The organism is Defluviicoccus vanus (assembly GCF_014672695.1).
GTDB lineage: Bacteria > Pseudomonadota > Alphaproteobacteria > Rhodospirillales > Defluviicoccaceae > Defluviicoccus > Defluviicoccus vanus.
Genome location: NZ_CP053923.1, coordinates 3,186,994 through 3,206,822, shown reverse-complemented (window position 1 = coordinate 3,206,822; position 19,829 = coordinate 3,186,994). Strand labels below are relative to the sequence as shown.

Genomic DNA, 19,829 nt, shown 5'->3' with positions numbered 1-19,829 from the left:
GCGGCGCAGCTTCTGTCGAGTTAATCTTATAGCCGCAGGGTGTGTTCCGGTGGTCGTTCTTGGTACGCCAACCTGCGGATCGACTTATTGAAGGTTCGCGATAGTAACATGCGCTTACCCTAAAAGCTTGGGTTCAAGCTAACTCTTTTTGTGTCGCGGCGCACATCATTGTATAGGCTGTGAAGGTGAAGTTTTTGCGCCCGGACATAGTCCTCCCGGCGCATCCGGATGGACGGATTCCTGCACCCGTGATGTATGTTTCAACCCGCGGTGGAGCCGAGCGGCTCGCCTTCGACGATGTGGTTCTGGCCGGGCTCGCCCGCGACGGCGGTCTCTACATGCCCGAGGCCTGGCCGCGGATGTCGGCGGCCGACATCCGCGGCTTCGCCCGGCTCAGCTATCCGCAGCTGGCGGCGGAGGTCCTGGCGCTGTTCGCAACGCCGGCGATCGACCGCGCCACCCTGGCGCAACTTTGTGACGATGCCTATCGCGACTTCGCCCACCCGCAGGTGGCGCCGCTGGTCCGTCTTGGTGACGGCGATGCATGGCTGCTCGAGCTGTTTCACGGCCCGACGTTGGCGTTCAAGGACTACGCCCTGCAGGTGCTGGGCCGGCTGTTCGATCTGGTGCTGACCCGAAGGGGCGAGCGGGTCACCATCGTCGGCGCCACCTCCGGTGACACCGGCTCGGCCGCCATCGAAGCCTGCCGCGACCGCGACCGCATCGACATCTTTATCCTGCATCCGCATGGGCGGGTAACCGACGTGCAGCGGCGACAGATGACCACCGTGGCGGCCGCGAACGTCCACAACGTGGCGATTGAAGGCACCTTCGATGATTGCCAGGACTTGGTAAAGGCGCTGTTCAACGATCAGCCTTTTCGCGATCGCCACCAGCTGGCCGCGGTCAATTCTATCAACTGGGCGCGCATTGCGGCGCAGATCGTCTATTATGTCTACGCTGCGGTGCGGCTGGGAGCGCCTGACACCGGCGTGAGTTTCGCCGTCCCCACCGGCAACTTCGGCAATGTCTTCGCCGCCTGGGCGGCCAAGCGGATGGGCCTGCCAATCGAGACCCTGATCGTCGCCTCCAACCGCAACGACATTCTCACCCGTTTTTTTGACAGCGGCGAGATGGCGATGGGCGAAGTCCACGCCACCCTCAGTCCCAGCATGGACATCCAGGTGTCCAGTAACTTCGAGCGCTATCTGTTCGAACTGTTCGCGCGTGACGGCAATCGGGTGGCGGCAGCAATGGCCGAATTCCGCGCCACCGGTCGGTTTCAGGTTACCGCCACGGAATGGCAGCAGGCGCGCGCCGATTTTCACGCCGTGCGGCTCGATGATTCGGCTACGCTCGCCGTCATCGGCGATATTTTCGCCCGGGGTGGGATGACGGTCGACCCGCATACCGCCATCGGCATCGCCGGTGCCCGCCTAGCATCTGGCGAGCGGCAAACACCGGTGGTCGCGGTGGCAACGGCGCACCCGGCGAAGTTCCCCGACGCGGTGGCAGCGGCGACCGGTGTCAGTCCGGCGTTGCCGCCCCGTCTGGCCGATCTTTTCACCAAGCCAGAGCGGTATCATATCCTTAAGAACGACTTATCGTCCGTCGAGGCACACATCGACGGCATTCTAGCCCGGAAAGGGGAATCCTCATGAGCCGCATCCGCGTGTCGACCCTCGCCAACGGGATGCGGGTGGCGTCGGATCCCATGGACTCGGTGGAGACGGCGTCGGTTGGTGTCTGGGTGGAAGCCGGCAGCCGCTTCGAGCGGGCTCCGATCAACGGTATCTCCCATTTCCTTGAGCACATGGTCTTCAAGGGTACGCGCAACCGCGACGCGCGGGCGATCGCCGAGGAAATCGAAGCCGTGGGTGGCCACCTGAACGCCCACACCTCGCGCGAGTACACCGCATTCTATGCCAAGGTGCTGAAAGAAAACCAGGGTCTCGCCATCGATATCATCGCCGACCTGCTGCAGAACGCCACCCTCGATGACGAGGAACTGAGCCGCGAGCGGACGGTGGTGATCCAGGAGATCATGCAAGCCAACGACACCCCCGACGACATCATCTTCGATCGCTTCCAGGAGACGGCGTTTCCCGCCCAAGCCCTGGGTCGCTCGGTGCTGGGTACGCCGGAGCACATCGGCGCCCTCACCCGTGATGTGGTCATGGGCTATATGCGCGAGCACTATGGCGCGCCGCGGATGATTCTCGCCGCCTCCGGCCGGGTGGAGCACGAGGCGCTGGTGGCAATGGCGGAGGAAGCGTTCGCAAGCCTGCCCGCCGCTGTCAGCTCCGAACGTGAACCGGCAGAGTATCGCGGCGGTGAATGGCGCGAAGAGCGGGACCTGGAACAGGTGCACCTGGTGATGGGCTTCCGCGGCCTCGGCTTTCGCGATCCGGACTTCCACGCCTTGTCGGTGTTGTCGACCATTCTCGGTGGCGGCATGTCGTCGCGGCTGTTTCAGGAAGCGCGGGAAAAGCGTGGTCTCGTCTACAGCATTTACACCTTCCCCGCCGCCTATACCGACATCGGCCTGTTCGGCGTCTACGCCGGCACCGGTGAACGCGAGGCCGGTGAACTGGTGCCTCTGGTCTGCGATGAGATCGCCAGCATGATCGAGTCGGTGAGCGCCGAGGAACTGGCGCGGGCGCGGGCGCAGATGAAAGCGGGACTGCTGATGTCGCTTGAGAGCACGTCGTCGCGCTGCGAACAACTGGCGCGGCAATTGATGGTGTTCGAACGGCCGATCCCGGTGGCCGAGTCGGTGGCGAAAATCGAGGCGGTGGATGCGACCGCCGTCCGTCGCGCGGCGCAGCGCCTGTTCACTTCGGCGCCAACCATGGCCTCGATCGGCCCGATCGGCCAGGTTCCGGCGCTTGGCGACGTGACTTCGCACCTGCTGCTTCCCGTCGCCTGAACTCCAGCGTCGCCTGACCCCACCTTAGCCCGACCGCATCGGCAGCGCCCACCAGCGGATAGCGGTGCGCCATCAAGCAGGTGACCCCGGGGCGTTGCATGAGCACCCCGGGGTCTGTTTTCCGGCTTTCAGCCTTAGATCGTCCCGACGCCGGTCACGTGATTCCGCTCATTGGGCGCAGGCCGCCGTGCCGCCAGCATTCACGTAGGACTTCGTCTGCGCAACCAACAATCCCCCATCGGAGGAGGGGTTGGTCTGCTGTTCCTCTCCGGCACCGTAAGCGATGCCGGCGACGTTGGCCTTGGCCAAGTCCGCCATGTGGCCAAAGAAATAGGCCAAGCGGTTGTCCTTCCAGTGGAGAACGCTGTTGTTCTGATTGGCGTTGCCAACCGGCACCTGCCACAGCAATGCTGGCTTCTGCATCGCCGCCGTGAGCGCGGTTACCCAGCGGAGATATTGGGTAAAGTTGGGAAGCGCCTTGTTGGTCGCGTCCCACCATTCGTTGCGGCCTTGGACAATGCGATAATAATCGGCATCACGATCGGCGAGATCGCTCACCACCAAGTCACCGCCGCCGGCCGCGGTCAGGAAACTTGCCGCCGCCTGGGCATCGGCCTCGATGTTATAGGACGCGTTCTTGTTCAAGGAGATATTCCAGGGGCTGGCGTGCAGGCCGATTTGTGCGTTCGGTGCGTACTTGTGCGCCATGGCGATCATGCAACGCCCCATGCCTGCGAGCGTATTCGGTAGCCCTGCGCAGTCGGTGCCGTTGGCGCTCGCAACTGCCGCCTGGAGATTGGCCGAGCTGCTGTTCACCTGGCGGCCGTAGCCCCAGAAGTCTGGCTCCACGTGCACGATTGCTTTGTTACTGCCGATCTGCTTCAGGAAAAAGCGGAAGTCGTTGTAGTACCGCTTCATGAAGCTTGCATCGCTGGCCTTGCTGATCTCCCCCTTGCCCTCGCTGGCACCGCTCGCCTGGAGGAACAGGTAGTAGTAGGTGAACATGGGGATCTGCGCCTTCGCCTTTGCGGCGGTGATCAGATCACGGACGTAGGCACCCGGAGGCAGTTGGTCCCATTGCCAGCATCCCCACCAGTTGCCGCCGCGCGAATTCGATGTGCTGACACCACCGACCGTGCAGTTTGAGGTGCAAGAGTTGCAGGCGTCGCCCTGGTCGGGCAATTGACCGGCGAGATAGACGTAGCGCAGATCGAAGGGTGCCTTGGCGGCGACGTCGTCCGTCATCATCGCTCCAGTCATGACCCGCGACTTGCCGGCCCAGCCGGTGATCGTACTGGCGAGGCAGGACGATGCCGCCTGCGCTGGCGCCGACGGCAAGAACGCGGCGATAAGTAGAAGAGATGCGCAAATAAACAGGCACAGACCGTGACGTGTCCTCACCCACGGGTTATGTGTACTTACGTTCCGGCATAGCATTTTTACTTCCCCTGTAACCGTTGATGACTCGTGGTTGATCAGGCGGGACCGGACATCTGCAGTCCACGCTGGCGTACGCCAGCGAGATTGCGAATGTCCTCCCGTTGTTGGTCGCTGACAGCCCCATTTAGGGCATATTTCTCTCGGTCGCTGCGTGGTCCGCGCCGGCGATCGCATTGCTTCGCCGGTTGTATTAGGTAGAAATGCTTAGACCACAATGTTGCACGGCATTGCCTAAACAACTGCGTGCATATGCTAATCAATATGTATTTTATGACCAGATGATGGCCCGTATGAGACAAATATGCGGAATCAACGAGATGATCATTGAGATGTATATACTTATAAGTTCTGTTTTTTAACCTATACGACACATATGACTTGGCGCATGCCCACTAAGTGGTATGTATGTACATTCTACACGAGCCAAAGTAGCCCCTCTATTGGGGATGTAATTACAAACATGCCTTCTTATTATCATAATTTGACCAATAACTTCCCGTTATCCGGGCGCCATGGCTATCCACCCCCACCCAAATTGGCCACTTTCTCGCAGAAAAAAGGAATATAAACTTAGATATTGACAATCAGCCAGCTGCTTGCCTATTGTTCGCTGTTTGTTCTTATCAAGGTCAGCAATCAGCAACCCTGGGTGGAGGGAGAGCAGCCGTGACGAATGAAGATGTGGAGAACGTGATTAATCTGGAGCGGAAACTGACCGACTGGATGAAGGATCAACCGGCTTCCGTCGAATGGTCGATCATCGCCTTGGGGATTTCGGCAGCACGACTGATCTATGGCGTCGGTGCGCTCCAGGGGCGGGATGCCAAACGCGAAGCCACCCGCCTGCTCAACGCGAGCATCGACAGCGCACTGGATGTCTTCAATTGCAACGTGGCAGAGGAAATGGAAACGCGACACTAAACCAGCGCGCAGCAGATAGGCCGAAAATGCAGGATAGGCCGACTGTACCCCCGTCGGCCTCCCGCAGATTTGACTCTGAATGCCCACCGCTCCCTAATACGTTGCTCAACCCCCTTTGCTAACCGGCGCACCTCGGTATGAAGCCAGCCGGTGTATCAATGCAACGTAAGAGCGATCCTGCATGATCCAGGGCATCGATGCATCTCCCATTTGGGAGATGAGAGAACACGTTTTGGCTTCGCTTTAGCACATCGTTTAAACTGTGCTATGAATGCGTCGGGACAAACCGACCTAGGCAGCGCCGAAGACCCTGCTGGGACGGAGATCAAAGTGCGCCTCGATCCACAAAAACCCATTTCCGAACAGGACCTTACGCTCGCCATCTATGATGCGGTGGCGTGCCCTGAACTGTGGGCCGACGTGGCAAACGCGCTACAGCGTTTCGTGCTCTGTGACACCGTCGATTTCATGCTGTTGGACGGATCGACTGGCGATCAGATCATCGAACACATCAGCAGCGATGACTTCTACGAGCAACGCGACGACGCGGCTCACTATCTGGGGACCAATACCCGTGGTGCGCGCACGCCAGCCAAGCCGACCCTTGTAAGTAACGATGGCCAACAATTGTTTACGTCCAGCGGTTGCAAGCGCCACCCCATTCGTAACCCATTGCTGCCGCGTCCGGATATCGCCTACACGATCGGCATGCATCTGGCCGTCGCAGCGCCCTTCGTCGGCAGGATTTCCTGCGGTCAACGCGCCTTGCGCGGACCATTCCAGGAAGAACAGCGGCAGCGGCTCAATGCCTTTCTGCCCCACCTGCAGCGGGCCATGGCCCTTCGTCTGGCCTTGTGGCAAATACAGGAGGGAACCCGGCTGCTCGCCGACGCCCTCGACTGCCTGCCGAATCCGATGCTGGTCCTCGAACCGAGTGGCACAGTGCTGCACGCCAACGAGCGCGCCCAGACGATTCTACAGGCAAACGATGGCCTCACCCTCCGCCAACGTCACATCGAAACCACGGATCGGCAGACCGGACGCCGACTGATGGCGGTGTTGCGCGATGTGGCGATGGCGGCGGACGACACGGCGGCGGCAGCGCCTACCAGCCGCACGCTGAAAATTGAGCGCCCCTCCGGGCGCCCTCCCTACAGGCTGAAGATCCAACCGGCACGGCACAACCCTGAACTCTGGCAGATTATTCAGCGCCAGGCACTGACGGTATTGATTGGCGGCGACGCAGCGGCCTACCCGTCGCCTCGCTGCGAGGAGATGCTGCGGACCCGCTACCGGCTGACGCCGGCAGAAGCGGCTTTGGCTTCCGCCTTCGGGAAGGGCGTCTCGCTACGCGAATACGCCGAAAGACGGGCGATTTCGGTGCAAACCGTCCGCTTTCAAATGAAGCAGGTTCTGGCAAAAACCGAATGCGCGCGCCAGGCAGACCTAGCCCGGCTGCTCGCGAACTGCTGAACCATGCCGCGACAGCAGTTGCCGTGGCGTTGACCATCCCGGCGCCAATAACCACCGGCTGCAAAACAAAAACGGGCCCCGACGTAAGCCGGGACCCGCTTGCATGATCAAATGCGGGCCGAAGCGCGCAGGCTGGAGGAGCCTGCGGGCCAGCCCCGGCGTGATCAGTCGGCCTTTAGGTTGGTGGCCGCGGTCTTGCCCCGCTCCGTTGTAATATCAAAAGAAATCCGCTGCCCTTCCACCAGGGTCCGCAGTCCCGCGCGCTCAACGGCACTCACGTGAACGAACACGTCACGGGATCCGTCGGAGGGCTGAATGAAGCCATAGCCCTTTGTCGCGTTGAACCACTTCACAGTTCCGGAAGCCATCGTCGTCTCCTTGGCATGTAGCAAAACACTCGACCGCACGTAGATCGCACGGTCCTGCACAACGACAAATTTTTGGGTGAGAAACTTGTATCAGAGCCTCTTGGGGCGGGCCGGCAAGTCTGGCCAAAAAGTCGTCTTCAACCAGTAGAAATACGAAACCAGGGCAAAGGTCAACCGAAAAAAGGGGTATGGACGGAAAACCCCTAATCCGCCACTGGACATCCGCAGAAAGCGGGTATATACAACAAACATGAAACCCAGCCCTTGCGTCTGCAGCCGAATGCGGCGTGCAACGCGCGCGATCACCGGCCTCTACGATGCCGCGCTCGGCCCACTTGGCATCACCGTCGCCCAATTCTCGTTGCTACGCAACGTGCAATGGCTTTCCGAGCCGCATTTGTCGGCGCTCGCCGCCGCCACCGGCATCGAGCGCAGCGCCATCGGACGCAATCTGCGCCTGCTTGCCGCCGCCGGGCTGGTGCGGATGGACGCCGGCGCGGACCGGCGCGAAAAACTGGTGCGCCTCACCCCTGAAGGCGCGGCGATGATCGACCAGGCTATCCCACTTTGGCAACGCGTTCAGGACACTATGGAACACGGGCTGGGCAGGGAGGGACGCACGCAGCTGTTCGCGCTCCTGGCTGTCATCGAGCAACTGGCCACCGGCGGTGAGAGCGGTACCCGCCGATGACCCGCCCCGTTTTGCCTCGATGAAGTTTTGATGAAAGGCCTGTCCATGCAGCGATTGTTCCGCCCCTCGGCTCAGCTCATGCTCTGGTGCGGGGCATGCGTTCTGTTCCTGTCGCTGGGGATTCGCCACGGCTTCGGGCTGTTCCTGCAGCCGATGTCGCTCGACAACGGCTGGGGCCGGGAGGTGTTCGCTTTCGCCATCGCGCTGCAGAACCTCCTGTGGGGCGTGGCGCAACCCTTCGCTGGCGCCTTCGCCGATCGCTTCGGCACGGCGCGGGCGGTGGCCGGCGGCGCTGTCCTCTATACCTGCGGGCTGTTGCTGATGGCAGCCTCGTCGACGCCGTGGCTGCTCAACCTGGGCAGCGGTGTCCTGCTCGGCATCGGTCTGAGCGGCACCAGCTTTACCATTGTCTTCGCCGGGGTAAGCCGGGCGTTTCCACCCGAGCGGCGCAGTCTCGCCATGGGCATCTGCAGCGCCATCGGCTCCCTCGGTCAATTCCTGATGGTACCGGGCTCGCTCGCCCTGATCTCCGGTTTCGGCTGGTCGGTGGCCTTTCTCGTGCTCGCCGGTTTAGCCATCCTGATGCTGCCGCTCGCCGCCACGCTCACCGAGGCGCCTGCCACGCGCCGGCCGGAGGGAGATCTGACCCTGATCGGTGCCCTGCGCGAAGCCTTCAGCCATCGGGGCTATTGTCTGCTCTCCTTCGGCTTCTTCGTCTGCGGCTTTCAGGTGGTGTTCATCGCTGTGCATCTGCCGGCATTCCTCTCCGACCGCGGCCTGTCGATCGAGGTGGGCACCATCGCCCTTGCCCTCGTCGGTCTGTTCAACGTCGCCGGCACCTATCTCGCCGGTCTGTGGGGCGGACGCTTCAGCAAGCCGAAGCTGCTCGCCGGTCTCTATGCGGCACGCGCGGTGGTGATCGTCCTGTTCGTCTTCGTCCTGCCGATTACCTCGTGGACCGCTTATATCTTCGGTGCGGCGATGGGCTTCCTCTGGCTCGGCACCGTCCCACTGACCAACGGTACCGTCGCCTCGATCTTCGGCGTTAAGAATATGTCGATGCTGACCGGAGTGGTTTTCCTCTTCCATCAACTGGGCGCCTTCCTCGGCGGCTGGCTGGGCGGCTCCGTCTACGACCGGACCGGCTCCTACGACATCGTCTGGATAGCGGCGATCGGCCTCAGCATCGCCGCGGCACTGCTTAATCTGCCGCTGCACGAGCGCCCGGTGGCGCGCCTGCGCCTGGCAACCGAGGCGGGATGAAGCGCCTGCAACCCCTGCCACTGGTCCTGTTGGCGCTGCTGGCGGTGATCACCGGGCTGGCCTTTGCCGCCTACGCCCGACCGGAGCTGCAGGCACTGTGGCAACTGACGTATTCGCTCTGCCGTTAGCCTCTGGCGTTAGGCTAGCGCCAGGCTCCGCCGCCAGTCTGGCACAAGAAGGCTTGCGTTCAGGCGATGGGCGGGGTAGGCGCCTGGGTTCGCGGCCATGGCGATCGCCGTCGCGAATGACGTCAGCCGTCCTGTTTCAGCGTGAGGGAGACCACCATTGAGCACTGGCATCAACACCGACGCGGGCGAGAAGCTCCGAGCCTACGCCGACCGGATGGAGCGGCTCATGGAGGAAATCGATGGCCTTAAGGACGACCTCAAGGACCTGAAAGGGCAGGCGAAGAATGATGGCTTCAACGTCCAGGCGCTTACCCGGCTGATCATGATCCGTCGCGACAAACGCCGCTTCGAGGTGGAAGCGGAACTTCTCAACGACCTCCTCCTCTACGCCCACGCCACCGGTATCCCGCTCGACGTCATCTCGCCCAGTGTCGAATCTGGCGAGGAGGTCGTGCGGTCGTCGAAGGTTGACCCGGCGGCCGAGTCGGCGCCGTTTGACTGAGCCGCTGGCCCCGGCCGAGCGGCAGCCAGCGATGCGGCGACGCCTGCCGGTCCTGCTCGTGGCGGTTCTCTCGCTCCTGGCGTTCGCCGCCACGCCGGCACCGCTTCAGGCGGCAGATACGGTGATCTTTGGCACCGACTGGCGGGCGCAGGCGGAGCATGGCGGCTTCTATCAGGCGCTGGCGACCGGGCTCTACGCCCAGAACGGCCTCGCGGTGACCATCCGCNCAGGGGGACCGCAGGTCAATCAGGCGCAGCTGCTGGCGGCAGGCCGGATCGATGCCGCGATGGCGCCCAATTCCTTCATCCCGCTTAATTTCGTCCGGCAGAATATCCCGCTCGTTGCCGTTGCCGCCTTCTTCCAGAAGGACCCGGCGATATTGATCGCCCATCCTGGTCAGGGCAACGACCACCTCGCCGATCTGCGCCAGAAGCCGATCATGATCGGTGCCGACACCCGCGTCGGCTCCTGGCTGTTTCTGAAGCAGGCGTTCGCCTACTCGGACGCGCAGATCCGACCCTATACCTTCTCCCTGGCTCCCTTCCTGCGCGACAAGCAGGCGATTCAGCAGGGTTATCTCGGTAGCGAGCCATTCCTGCTGCGGCAGCAAGGTGTGGAGCCGGTGGTCATGCTGCTTGCCGACTCTGGTTACGCCTCCTATGGCGCCCTCGTCGTCTTCCCGCAATCCACCGTCGACAGCCGACCGGATATGGTGCGCCGCTTTATCGCCGCCAGCAAGGCCGGCTGGACGAGCTACCTCAATGGCGATCCTGCTCCCGGCAATGCCCTGATCAAGCTTGATAATCCGGAGATGAGTGACGCCCTTCTCGCCTACGCCATCGACGCGATGAAGCGATATCAGATCGTCTTCGGCGGCGACGCGGCGACGGCGGGCCCGGGAGCCATGAGCGAAGCTCGCTGGCAGACGTTTTTCACCACGATGGCGCAGGCGGGCGTCTACCCTGCCGACCTCGACTGGCGACGGGCGTTCACGCTTGCCTTCGTCGGCGCAAATGTCGGCACCGGTGTCGGCACCGGTGTCGGCAAGGGCGCCGGTTCTGGCGGCGACAGCGGTCGCCCGCAATGAACCGCCACCGCTGAGATGGCAGCGCTGCTGACGCTGCAGCAAGTGGACAAGCGGTTCGCGACCGGCAACCTGGCCCTATCCGGCATCAACATCCGCGTCAACGCCGGTGAGTTCCTCAGCCTTATCGGGCCGTCGGGCTGCGGCAAGAGCACGCTGCTGCGCCTCGTCGCCGGCTTAACCCAAGCGACCGGCGGTCAGCTCGGCCGCGACCCGGCGCTCGATGCCAGTGGCGGCATCGGCTACGTCTTTCAGGAACCGACGCTGCTGCCCTGGGCGACGGTTGCGAACAATGTATGGCTGCCGCTGCGCCTGGCCGGCCTCCCTCGCGCCGCGGCGGCGGACCGCGTCGCCGAAACACTAAGCATGGTTGGCCTCGACAGTGTCGCCGCAGCGCGGCCGCCCCAGCTCTCGGGCGGCATGCGCATGCGGGTATCCATCGCCCGGGCGCTGGTCACCCGGCCGCGGCTGCTGCTGCTTGACGAGCCGTTCGCCGCCCTGGACGAGATCACCCGCATGCGCCTGACCGATGACCTGCACCATCTTTGGCGCCGGGCGCAGCTGACGGTGATGTTCGTGACCCACAACGTCTTCGAAGCCTGCTACCTCTCCACCCGGTGATCACCATGGCGGCGCGGCCGGGCCGCATCTATGCCGATCAGCCGATCACCCTGCCGCAGCCGCGGGCAGCGGCGCTGCGAACCTCTGCAGCCTTCCTCGATCTCTGCCGAGAGGCGAGCGANNGCGGCTGGCGGCGGCGATGGCAACATGACGATAGCTGGAAGCGCTGCTGCGCGTCGCATCGAGCGCGTCCTGCCACTGCTGGTGGGCGTGTTGGCGTTCGGCATCTGGGAAGCCCTGGTTCGCTGGTTCGCCATCCCGCCTTACCTCCTGCCCGGCCCGCTGCTCGTCGCCGAAACGCTGTGGCGCGATGGCCGCTCACTGCTGGCCGCGCTGGCGGTGACGTTGCAGGTGACCGGATCGGCGCTGGTGTTGGCAACCGTCGTCGGCTTCACCCTGGCCTTTGCTCTTGCCCGCTTCCGCTGGCTGGAGCGCAGCGTCTATCCCTACCTCGTCGCCCTGCAGGTCACGCCTATCGTCGCAATCGCGCCGTTGATCTTGATCTGGATCGACGATGTTTTCCTCGCCCAGGTGATCTGCGCGGCGATCGTTGCCTTGTTTCCCATCGTCGCCAACACCAGCCTTGGTCTCGCCAGTGCCGAGAAGGACCTGCTGGATCTGTTCCGGCTGTACCGCGCATCACCGTGGCAAACGCTTTGCCTGCTGCGCCTGCCGACGGCACTGCCGCATATCTTGGGCGGGGTGCGAATCAGTGGCGGGCTGGCGCTGATCGGCGCCGTGGTGGCCGAATTCGTCGCCGGAACCGGCGGCAGCGATACCGGCCTCGCCACCCGTATCCTCGAAGCCGGCTATCGTCTGGAGGTGCCGCGGATGTTCGCGGCGCTGCTGCTGCTCGCGCTGACCGGCGTTCTCCTTCACAGCGCCCTCGGCTGGCTGTCACGCTGGCTGCTGCGTTGGCGCGACGGAAGCGCTAACGATGTCTGAACAGGCCTTGCCGCCGCGGCACGTTGCTGACCTGATCCGCCTGGAAGCCCCAAACGCCGCGGCCGTTCGCCGCGGCCAACCGCTCCAGGGCGATATACTCGAAGGGCGCATCGGGCCCTGCCATGGCGAATCCGTGGAAAATCAGGTAGGCAGCAAGATCCTCGCCGGTGGAAAACTTGCTGTAGTTGGTCCAGCATTGGGCGCCGATGGAGCCATCGTCATATTCGACGATCGGCTCACAGCGAACGAACTTGCTGATCTTTTGGTCAAGCGCCACCGCAGCACGGTTGCCGCAACTGGGCGGACGGATCGTCGACTGGCAGAACTGCCGGTTGTCGGGAATATAGATGCCATAGAGATGAACCACCTTGCCGCGAATCAGCAACGAGGCGTCCTCAAGGACCACCGCATAGCTGGCGAAGTCGGCGCGGGCGGGCCTGACGGCGAGCGCCATGACCAACGCCAGGAGCATCAACAGGGCACGCATGGGGGCAGCGACCGCGAGAACCACTGGCTGAACCATTCCCTTAATGTGGATCGCCGGCCACGGTGGCGAAAGGATGACGATGACGATCAGCGCCTTCGCCGACCCGCCGACGCAAGCGGCGCTCGCCTCGACGGCGTGGTGGAGCGTGTGGTGGCTGCCGGCGGTGCTCGCACCGCTGGTGGGTAGCTTCCTTGGCGTCCTCGTACTGCGGTTGCCGGTCGGGGCGCCGGTTATCTTCGACCGTTCCCGCTGCCCGGGATGCGGGCGGGTCCTGTCGGCTCTCGACCTGCTGCCGATTGTCAGCTGGTTGGCGCTCCGCGGCCGCTGCCGGACCTGTGGAACCCGGCTTGGATGGTTCTATCCGCTGATCGAAATAGCGGCCGGCCTCGTGGCGCTGTGGGCAGCGCTCAGCGTGCCGCCACCGGTGCTCTGGGTGAGCTGCGGCCTCGGCTGGACGCTGCTGGCACTCGCTGTGATCGATGCTCGCCATCTGCTGCTTCCCGATCCGCTGACGCTACCGCTGATCCCGGCCGGTCTCGCCGTTGCCGCATGGATCGGTGTTTTGCCCCTCAGCGATCACCTCATCGGTGCTTGTGCCGGCTTCCTCGTTCCGACGGCACTGCGCGCCATTTATTTTCGCTGGCGTGGCCGAGAGGGCCTCGGTCTTGGCGATGCGAAGCTGCTGGCGGCAGCCGGAGCCTGGGTATCCTGGCAGGGACTGGTGGGGGTGGTGCTGATCGGCTCCATGGCGGCACTTGTGGCAACGCTGGCCCTTGCCATTCATGAACGACGGCTGCAGACCCAGCGTCCGATCGCCTTCGGTCCCTTCCTCTGCATTGGCTTGTGGCTCGTCTGGCTCTATGGACCGCTCGTGCCTTAAGCGCTGGCGAGGCAGCTTGGCGTTGCACTGGATGAACCATCGCCGGGGTTGCGCGAGCCGGTCCGGTCGCCACCGCTAAATCACCGCACGCACTGTCTACCGCGACGGTGGGCCAATCCGTTTCTGGACCAACAGCAGCGGCACCCTCTTACCGCGCCAATGACCTCTTGCCTTATCTGATTACACTGGATGGCGAGCCAATAATATTATTGGCTACACATATTAATACTTTAGTTTATCGGATTGCGGGGAGCGTTGTATTTTACGTCTTATTACAGAGCCAACGGGGAAAGCTGACCGCGAGACATGGCGTACACATACATATATGTGTACGATCACAATCTTAACACGAATACCATCGCAATTGGAACTTAATCTAATGTTAGCACGCCGCTCACAGGTTGATAGTATCACATTCAACGACAACTCTGAAATTGCAGCACGCTCAGTTGGACAAATTAGCAAATAAAATGCTGAAATAGCACCAGGTATCTTACAGCCTGTGCGCGATATTCATGAGGTCACACCTATGTACGCTCGTACGTTTTACTTAGCCGCAGTATCGGCGATCGTGTTATGCGCGGCGGCCAGCCTCGGCCACGCCGCCGATACGAGCCCGGGCAGCAACACCAGCGTCAGCAGCAACGAGGCCGCGACCATCCCTGCCGGTCAATCCCTCACTGCCGCGGGCGGCCTTTCGCAGCAGGAAGTCGCGAAGCTGTTGGCAAACACCGAACCTTATCCAACGCCGCAACTGTCGGCCCTGCCGTATGAGGCGCATACCCTCATCGACCCACTTGCAATCAGCACCGAGGCCGAGCCCGCGATCAGCGCCGGCAATATGGGTCTCAAGTCAACGCAAAGCGTCAGTGTTGAGGGGCCGGAGATTTCCGCCAGTGATGCCATCGGCGGCGGCATTACCCCCTTCGACTATGGTCAGGGCAAAGTTGCCACCGTGTACCACTACACGGATCGGCTGCTGGACTCCGAATTAAACGACGACTACCCGTACCGGACGGTGGGCTGGCTGCGCTTTGTTGCCTACAATGGCGCCTCCTACCGCTGCACCGCCCAACTCATCGGCCGCTCCATCGGTGTGACGGCGGGTCACTGCGTCCACAAGGGCGGCAACAAGGCCGCGGGGTGGATCAAGAGCGCCACCTTCACCCCGGCCTATGCCAACGGCACCGCCCCCTATGGAACGACCCAGGTCGCCTGGGTGAACACCACCGCCGGCTGGTACAAAACGGGTGCGCTCGATGCCGGCTATGACGTGGGCATTTTCGTGTTGCGCAAGCGCAGCGGGACCAGCAACGAACTCGGCACCTACACCGGCTACAACAGCTTCTGCTATACGAACTGCCTGCAAAAATACTGGTATCTGACTCAGCTCGGCTATCCTGCCAACTATTATAGTGGCAAGTACATGACCCAGGGCGAACACCTGGAGGTCTCGGACAGCCGGGATTACGTCTACGGCTCCGGCATGCAGGGCGGCTCCAGCGGTGGCGGTCATTTCGCCAACCTCGGTGATCTCACCAGCACTACCGCCGGGTCGCTGGGCTTGTGGTCCAAGCGCAACGTCGTTTTCGCCACCACCTCGTGGGGCTACATCGATACCAGTCTCAAGATCCAAGGTGCATCGACCTTGTCCGGCCCAAATAACGTCAACAAGTTCAAAGAGTTATATAACGCCGCCTGCAAGTTCTCGCGCTCCTTGCACGGTACCGCATCCTGCTCGCTGCTGTCGTAAGCCGGCTGCTGCGCTCGCCTCTACCTGCACCGCACACCGCTGCCGATGGGCCCCACGCACGGGGCCCACTTACCTCGTCGTCCGCGTCCGCCCCCGGCAATCAACTCTTCGGCCGGCTGTGCATATGCGGCACCGCCTCTTCACCCACGTTGTCGGCCTCCCCATGGTGATGGTGGTGGTGCGCCAGATCCAAATCCACCGGGACCATCCACAGATTGCCGTGGCGCACGCCACGCTCCGTCGTCACCGCATCGGCGAAGGCCTGCACGTCGACGGTGGCACCACGCAGGATGACGGCCTCCAGGCAGTTGTGGTGATCCAGATGCATATGCAGGGTGGAGACATGCAGGTCGTGATGGGCATGCTGCGCCTCCACCAGTCGGCGCGGCAGGTCTCGCTCGCCATGATCGTAGACGTAGGTCAGGCAGCCGACGCANAACGGCGCCGACACGCTGGCGAACCGCTCGCGTTCGATATGTTCGCGAAGCAGGTCACGAAACGCCTCCGAACGATTGATGTAGCCGCGACGGCGGATAAGGGTATCGAACTGCTCCAGCAGCTCGTCATCAACCGAGATGGTGATCCGCTGCATGCCATGCCTCCCCGAACTGACTGCCGCCGATGCATCCGGCGCACGCGTGCACGATCACCACGTATGACGAATTGAGCGTTTCGTCATACCGGCGGATATGCTATCCGCTTATCCTAGCGTGACGCCGGCGGCGCGATAACGACGAACCACCGCAAGAAGCGGGATTAAGTGGGCAGAGGGGAGCGATGCGGATCGTCCGATGCAGCGCCGCCGTGTGCGGGATGCTTGTTGCCCTGACGCAGACGGCAAGCGCGCATTTCCAGGTCATTCAGCCGTCGACGGATATCGTCGAGGGCGAGAAGGCCGTTCCGGTCACTCTCGATCTGCTCTTCACCCATCCAATGCAGCGCGGGCCGGTTATGGCGATGGAACGGCCGACGCGCTTCGCCGTCAAGACGGACGGCAACATCGCCGACCTGAGCGCAAGCCTGCAGTCAAAGACTGTCGACGGCAAGCAGGCCTGGCAGGCAACCTATGTGGTCAAGGCGCCGGGTGACTACGTTTTCTTTGTCGAGCCCAGGCCCTACTGGGAGCCGGGCGAGCAGAAAATGATCGTTCACTACGCCAAGGTGGTGGTGGATGGTTTCGGCGCCGGCGAGGGCTGGGATGCAATGATCGGCCTGCCATTGGAGATCAGACCGCTGGTGCGCCCCTATGGCCTGTGGACCGGCAACGTCTTCCGCGGCGTGGTCGAGCAGGGCGGCAAGCCGGTGTCCTTCGCCGAGATCGAAGTGGAATGGATGAACGACGGCACGGTGCAGCCACCGTCCGATCCCTTCGTCACCCAGGTCATCAAGACCGACGCTGCCGGCAGCTTCAGTTACGCCATGCCACGCGCCGGCTGGTGGGGTTTCGCCGCACTGGTCGAGGGCGACAAGAAGATGAAAAACNCCCGCGGGGAAGGAGGTCCCGGTCGAGTTAGGCGGGCTGATGTGGGTGCGCGCGGTGGACATGCGATGATCCGCTGTTCGCCTGCCGCCGAACAGCTAGNNCCGCCCGGTTGGCCGACCGGGCCACGGCCAGGGCTGAAGGTTGAGAAGCGCCGCATGGCCCACATTCCCGATGGCGTGCTTTCGGCACCTGTGCTGATCGGCGGCAGCGTCGCTTCGGCTGCCCTCCTTGGCATCGCCCTGAGGCGGCTTGACTACGATCGGATTCCGCAAGTGGCAATGCTGGCGTCGGTATTTNTCGTTGCCTCGCTGGTGCACCTGCCGATCGGCCCCACCAGTGTTCACCCGCTGCTCGGCGGTCTGATGGGGCTGGTCCTCGGCTGGGCCGCGGTGCCGGCGATCCTTGTCGCCCTGCTGCTGCAGGCGGTATTCTTCGGTTTCGGCGGTCTCACCGTCCTCGGCGTCAACGTCTTCAACATGGCGCTGCCGGCATTGCTGATCGCCGCAACCCTGCGTCCGACGCTGCGGCGGGCGGCACGGCCGCGCGCTGCCTTCGCTATTGGTGCCGTTGCTGGCGGCAGCGCCGTCGTGCTGACCGCCGCGTTCGTTTGCGCCGCGCTCGCCTTGAGCGGACGCGAATTCGTCCCCGCCCTCGGCATCATCCTCGTCAGCTACGGCCCACTGGCGCTGATGGAAGGTGCGGTAACCGGGGCGACGGTCCTCCTCCTCCGCCAGACGAAGCCTGAACTGCTTGGCATTGAGGAACCTTCCCATGGCTAGATTGGCGGCCTGGGCAACGCTCGCGCTGGCGATGGTGTTCGCCTCTCCAGCGTACGCGCACAAGCTCAAGGTCTTCGCCACCGCTGTCGGTGCCGAGATCGAAGGCAGCGTCTACTTCGTCGGTAGCGGGCCTGCTCCCGGCGCCAAAGTCAGGATCGATATCGGCGACGGCTCGNCCGTGACGCCGCTGCTGACGGACGCCGACGGCAAGTTCAGGTTCACCGTGGTGCGGCGGGCCGATCACGTGATCAGCGTCGATACCGGCGATGGTCATTCGGCACAGACGATCGTCGCCGCCGATGATCTCCNNCCCTCCCTGCCATCATCCACCAGCGCCGGCACCGCCGCCGCAACGTTGGCTGCTGCGCCGGCACCACGAGCAGCAATGGTCGCCACCGCCACCGACGAGGCCGCATTGGAGAATCTGATCACCAAGGCGGTGGCGCAGCAGATCCGGCCGCTGCGCGAACAACTCAATGCCTACGAGGATCAGGTGCGGCTACGCGACATCGTCGGCGGCATTGGCTACATCGTCGGCCTTGCCGGTCTGGCCATGTGGTTGCGCCGTCGGCAACAGGATCGGCACGCATGACCGAACTCGTTACCACCGACTGGCGTGGCGGCGATGCCGCGCCACCGCTCGGCCCACTGCAACAGATTAACGCCCGGGTGCGTGTCGCCACCGCCGGGGCCTTTGCGCTGACCGCGGTTGCCCTGCACAGCGCCGTCATCCTCGGCCTCGCCTTCGCTCTCGCCGTTGCCCTGGCAGCGCTGGCCCGCCTACCGCTGGAGCTCACCCTGCGGCGGATGCTCGGCATGGATGCCTTCATGCTGCCCATCCTGCTGTTGCTGCCATTTACGGTGCCGGGCGACGCGATCGGCAGCATCGGTTACTGGCCGGTGAGCGCGGAAGGCGTGCAACAGGCGGCAAGGATCGTCCTCACCGCCAACACCGTGGTGCTGGCACTGTTGGCGCTGGTGGGCACCATTGAGCCGGTGCTGCTGGGCCAAGCCTTCCTCGGCCTTGGCCTGCCGGAAAAGCTGGCGCAAATGCTGCTGTTGACCGCCCGCTACGTCGTCGTACTGCAGGTCGAATATGCGCGGCTGCGCCAGGCAATGCGGGCGCGGGCATTCCGCGCCGCCTGCAGCATGCATACCTGGCAAAGCATCGGCTATCTGTTCGGCATGCTGCTGGTCCGCGGCTGCGAGCGCTCGGAGCGGATCCTGGAGGCGATGAAATGCCGCGGCTTCACCGGCCGGTTTCATGCCGTGGAGGCTGCACCACTCCGCCCTAGCNGACCGGGTGTTCGCCGCCACGACCGTTGCCGCGTTGCTGTTGCTGATCGCCCTAGAATACACGCGATGACAACGTCGACCGCGCCGCTGATGGCGTTGCGCCACGTTGCCTTCGGCTACCCCGGCGGCCGGCGCATACTCGACGGTGTTGATCTCGATCTGCATCCGGGCGAGCGAGTAGCCATCGTTGGCGCCAATGGCGCCGGCAAGACGACGCTGCTGCATCTCCTCGTCGGCCTGCGCAAGCCGCTCGCCGGCACCATCACCGCGTTCGGCCGGGAGCGACGGCGCGAGGCGGATTTTCATCCGGTACGCGCCCGCGCCGGTTTACTGTTCCAGGACCCGGACGATCAGCTGTTCTGCCCGACGGTGATCGAAGATGTGGCGTTCGGGCCACTCAACCTCGGCAAGGGGCGGCGCGAGGCACTGGCCATCGCCGAGCGCACCCTCCACGCCGTCGGCCTCGATGGATTCGGGCCGCGGATTACCCACAAGCTCTCCGGTGGCGAGAAGCGCCTCGTCTCGCTCGCCGCCGTGCTGGCGATGCAACCGGAGGTCCTGCTGCTGGATGAGCCCACCAACGGGCTGGACAGCGAGGCGGAGGCCCGCTTGGTGGCACTGCTGCAACGCCTGCCGCAGGCGATGCTGATCGTCTCCCACGATCCCCGCTTGGTCCAACGTCTCGCAGGGCGCGCAGTGATCCTCAACAACGGCAGCTTGGGGGAGGCAAGCCTGCACGCCCATCCCCAGCCGGATCGTTGAAACGTGCGCCGTATCCAGGCTGGC

At 63.3% G+C, this 19,829-nt stretch carries 19 protein-coding genes; 15 read left to right on the top strand and 4 right to left on the bottom strand.

The window, feature by feature from the left end; translation table 11 throughout:
• Window positions 1–248: 248 nt before the first annotated feature.
• The gene (thrC, locus tag HQ394_RS14560) at window positions 249–1,661 is read left to right on the top strand and encodes a threonine synthase (RefSeq protein WP_190260838.1); all 1,413 of its coding nucleotides are present in this window, start codon (window positions 249–251) and stop codon (window positions 1,659–1,661) included.
• Entirely contained in the window at window positions 1,658–2,929 is a 1,272-nt protein-coding gene (locus tag HQ394_RS14555; RefSeq protein ID WP_190260837.1) for a M16 family metallopeptidase, read from the top strand. Before thrC ends, HQ394_RS14555 begins: the two co-directional genes overlap by 4 nt.
• Before the next feature lie 168 nt (window positions 2,930–3,097).
• Here the strand turns inward: HQ394_RS14555 and HQ394_RS14550 are convergent, their stop codons facing one another.
• Window positions 3,098–4,174, bottom strand: coding sequence for a hypothetical protein (locus HQ394_RS14550; protein ID WP_223291614.1), 1,077 nt, complete (start codon window positions 4,172–4,174; stop codon window positions 3,098–3,100).
• 861 nt (window positions 4,175–5,035) lie between these two features.
• On the opposite strand from HQ394_RS14550, the gene HQ394_RS14545 reads away from it, so the two are divergent.
• Entirely contained in the window at window positions 5,036–5,290 is a 255-nt protein-coding gene (locus HQ394_RS14545) for a hypothetical protein (RefSeq protein ID WP_190260836.1), read from the top strand.
• 330 nt (window positions 5,291–5,620) lie between these two features.
• Window positions 5,621–6,763 (top strand): helix-turn-helix transcriptional regulator, encoded by a 1,143-nt coding sequence (locus HQ394_RS14540; protein ID WP_190260835.1) that lies wholly within the window; start codon window positions 5,621–5,623, stop codon window positions 6,761–6,763.
• A gap of 164 nt (window positions 6,764–6,927) precedes the next feature.
• On the opposite strand, the gene HQ394_RS14535 is transcribed toward HQ394_RS14540, so the two are convergent.
• Window positions 6,928–7,131: a cold-shock protein gene (locus HQ394_RS14535; protein WP_190260834.1), complete on the bottom strand. Its 204-nt coding sequence runs from the start codon at window positions 7,129–7,131 to the stop codon at window positions 6,928–6,930.
• A 280-nt stretch (window positions 7,132–7,411) separates the two neighbouring features.
• Between HQ394_RS14535 and HQ394_RS14530 the strand changes: the two genes are divergently transcribed.
• The 7 genes from HQ394_RS14530 (at window position 7,412) to HQ394_RS14505 (ending at window position 12,365) form a co-directional block, all read left to right on the top strand.
• The gene (locus HQ394_RS14530; RefSeq protein ID WP_190260833.1) at window positions 7,412–7,822 is read left to right on the top strand and encodes a MarR family winged helix-turn-helix transcriptional regulator; all 411 of its coding nucleotides are present in this window, start codon (window positions 7,412–7,414) and stop codon (window positions 7,820–7,822) included.
• Between the two features lie 30 nt (window positions 7,823–7,852).
• Window positions 7,853–9,085, top strand: a complete 1,233-nt coding sequence (locus HQ394_RS14525) for an MFS transporter (RefSeq protein ID WP_223291613.1) — start codon at window positions 7,853–7,855, stop codon at window positions 9,083–9,085.
• Entirely contained in the window at window positions 9,082–9,213 is a 132-nt protein-coding gene (locus HQ394_RS20535) for a hypothetical protein (RefSeq protein WP_263053730.1), read from the top strand. The genes HQ394_RS14525 and HQ394_RS20535 overlap by 4 nt, the downstream gene beginning before the upstream one ends.
• 157 nt (window positions 9,214–9,370) lie before the next feature.
• Window positions 9,371–9,715 carry a GapR family DNA-binding domain-containing protein gene (locus HQ394_RS14520; RefSeq protein ID WP_190260832.1) on the top strand — a complete coding sequence of 115 codons (345 nt, stop codon included), beginning with the start codon at window positions 9,371–9,373 and terminating at the stop codon, window positions 9,713–9,715.
• Between the two features lie 31 nt (window positions 9,716–9,746).
• A complete protein-coding gene (locus HQ394_RS14515) occupies window positions 9,747–10,802 on the top strand; it encodes an ABC transporter substrate-binding protein (RefSeq protein WP_190263318.1) in 1,056 nt (351 codons plus the stop codon).
• 15 nt (window positions 10,803–10,817) lie between these two features.
• Window positions 10,818–11,420 (top strand): ABC transporter ATP-binding protein, encoded by a 603-nt coding sequence (locus HQ394_RS14510; protein WP_223291611.1) that lies wholly within the window; start codon window positions 10,818–10,820, stop codon window positions 11,418–11,420.
• Window positions 11,421–11,567: 147 nt separating this feature from the next.
• The gene (locus tag HQ394_RS14505; protein ID WP_190260831.1) at window positions 11,568–12,365 is read left to right on the top strand and encodes an ABC transporter permease; all 798 of its coding nucleotides are present in this window, start codon (window positions 11,568–11,570) and stop codon (window positions 12,363–12,365) included.
• Here the strand turns inward: HQ394_RS14505 and HQ394_RS14500 are convergent.
• A complete protein-coding gene (locus tag HQ394_RS14500) occupies window positions 12,352–12,876 on the bottom strand; it encodes a thermonuclease family protein (RefSeq protein WP_223291610.1) in 525 nt (174 codons plus the stop codon). The two genes, HQ394_RS14505 and HQ394_RS14500, sit on opposite strands and share 14 nt — an antisense overlap.
• Before the next feature lie 49 nt (window positions 12,877–12,925).
• On the opposite strand from HQ394_RS14500, the gene HQ394_RS14495 reads away from it, so the two are divergent.
• Both HQ394_RS14495 and HQ394_RS14490 read left to right on the top strand, forming a co-directional pair.
• The gene (locus HQ394_RS14495) at window positions 12,926–13,732 is read left to right on the top strand and encodes a prepilin peptidase (protein WP_223291609.1); all 807 of its coding nucleotides are present in this window, start codon (window positions 12,926–12,928) and stop codon (window positions 13,730–13,732) included.
• Window positions 13,733–14,261: 529 nt separating this feature from the next.
• Window positions 14,262–15,485: a trypsin-like serine peptidase gene (locus HQ394_RS14490; protein ID WP_190260829.1), complete on the top strand. Its 1,224-nt coding sequence runs from the start codon at window positions 14,262–14,264 to the stop codon at window positions 15,483–15,485.
• Between the two features lie 100 nt (window positions 15,486–15,585).
• On the opposite strand, the gene nikR is transcribed toward HQ394_RS14490, so the two are convergent.
• A complete protein-coding gene (gene nikR, locus HQ394_RS14485; RefSeq protein ID WP_190260828.1) occupies window positions 15,586–16,077 on the bottom strand; it encodes a nickel-responsive transcriptional regulator NikR in 492 nt (163 codons plus the stop codon).
• 185 nt (window positions 16,078–16,262) lie between these two features.
• Here nikR and cbiM point away from each other — a divergent pair, with 185 nt between their 5' ends.
• Complete coding sequence (gene cbiM / locus HQ394_RS20085) at window positions 16,263–17,747, top strand: cobalt transporter CbiM (RefSeq protein WP_223291608.1); 1,485 nt, start codon at window positions 16,263–16,265, stop codon at window positions 17,745–17,747.
• Window positions 17,748–18,335: 588 nt separating this feature from the next.
• Entirely contained in the window at window positions 18,336–19,805 is a 1,470-nt protein-coding gene (gene cbiQ / locus HQ394_RS20825; protein ID WP_190260825.1) for a cobalt ECF transporter T component CbiQ, read from the top strand.
• The last annotated feature ends 24 nt before the right edge of the window (window positions 19,806–19,829 follow it).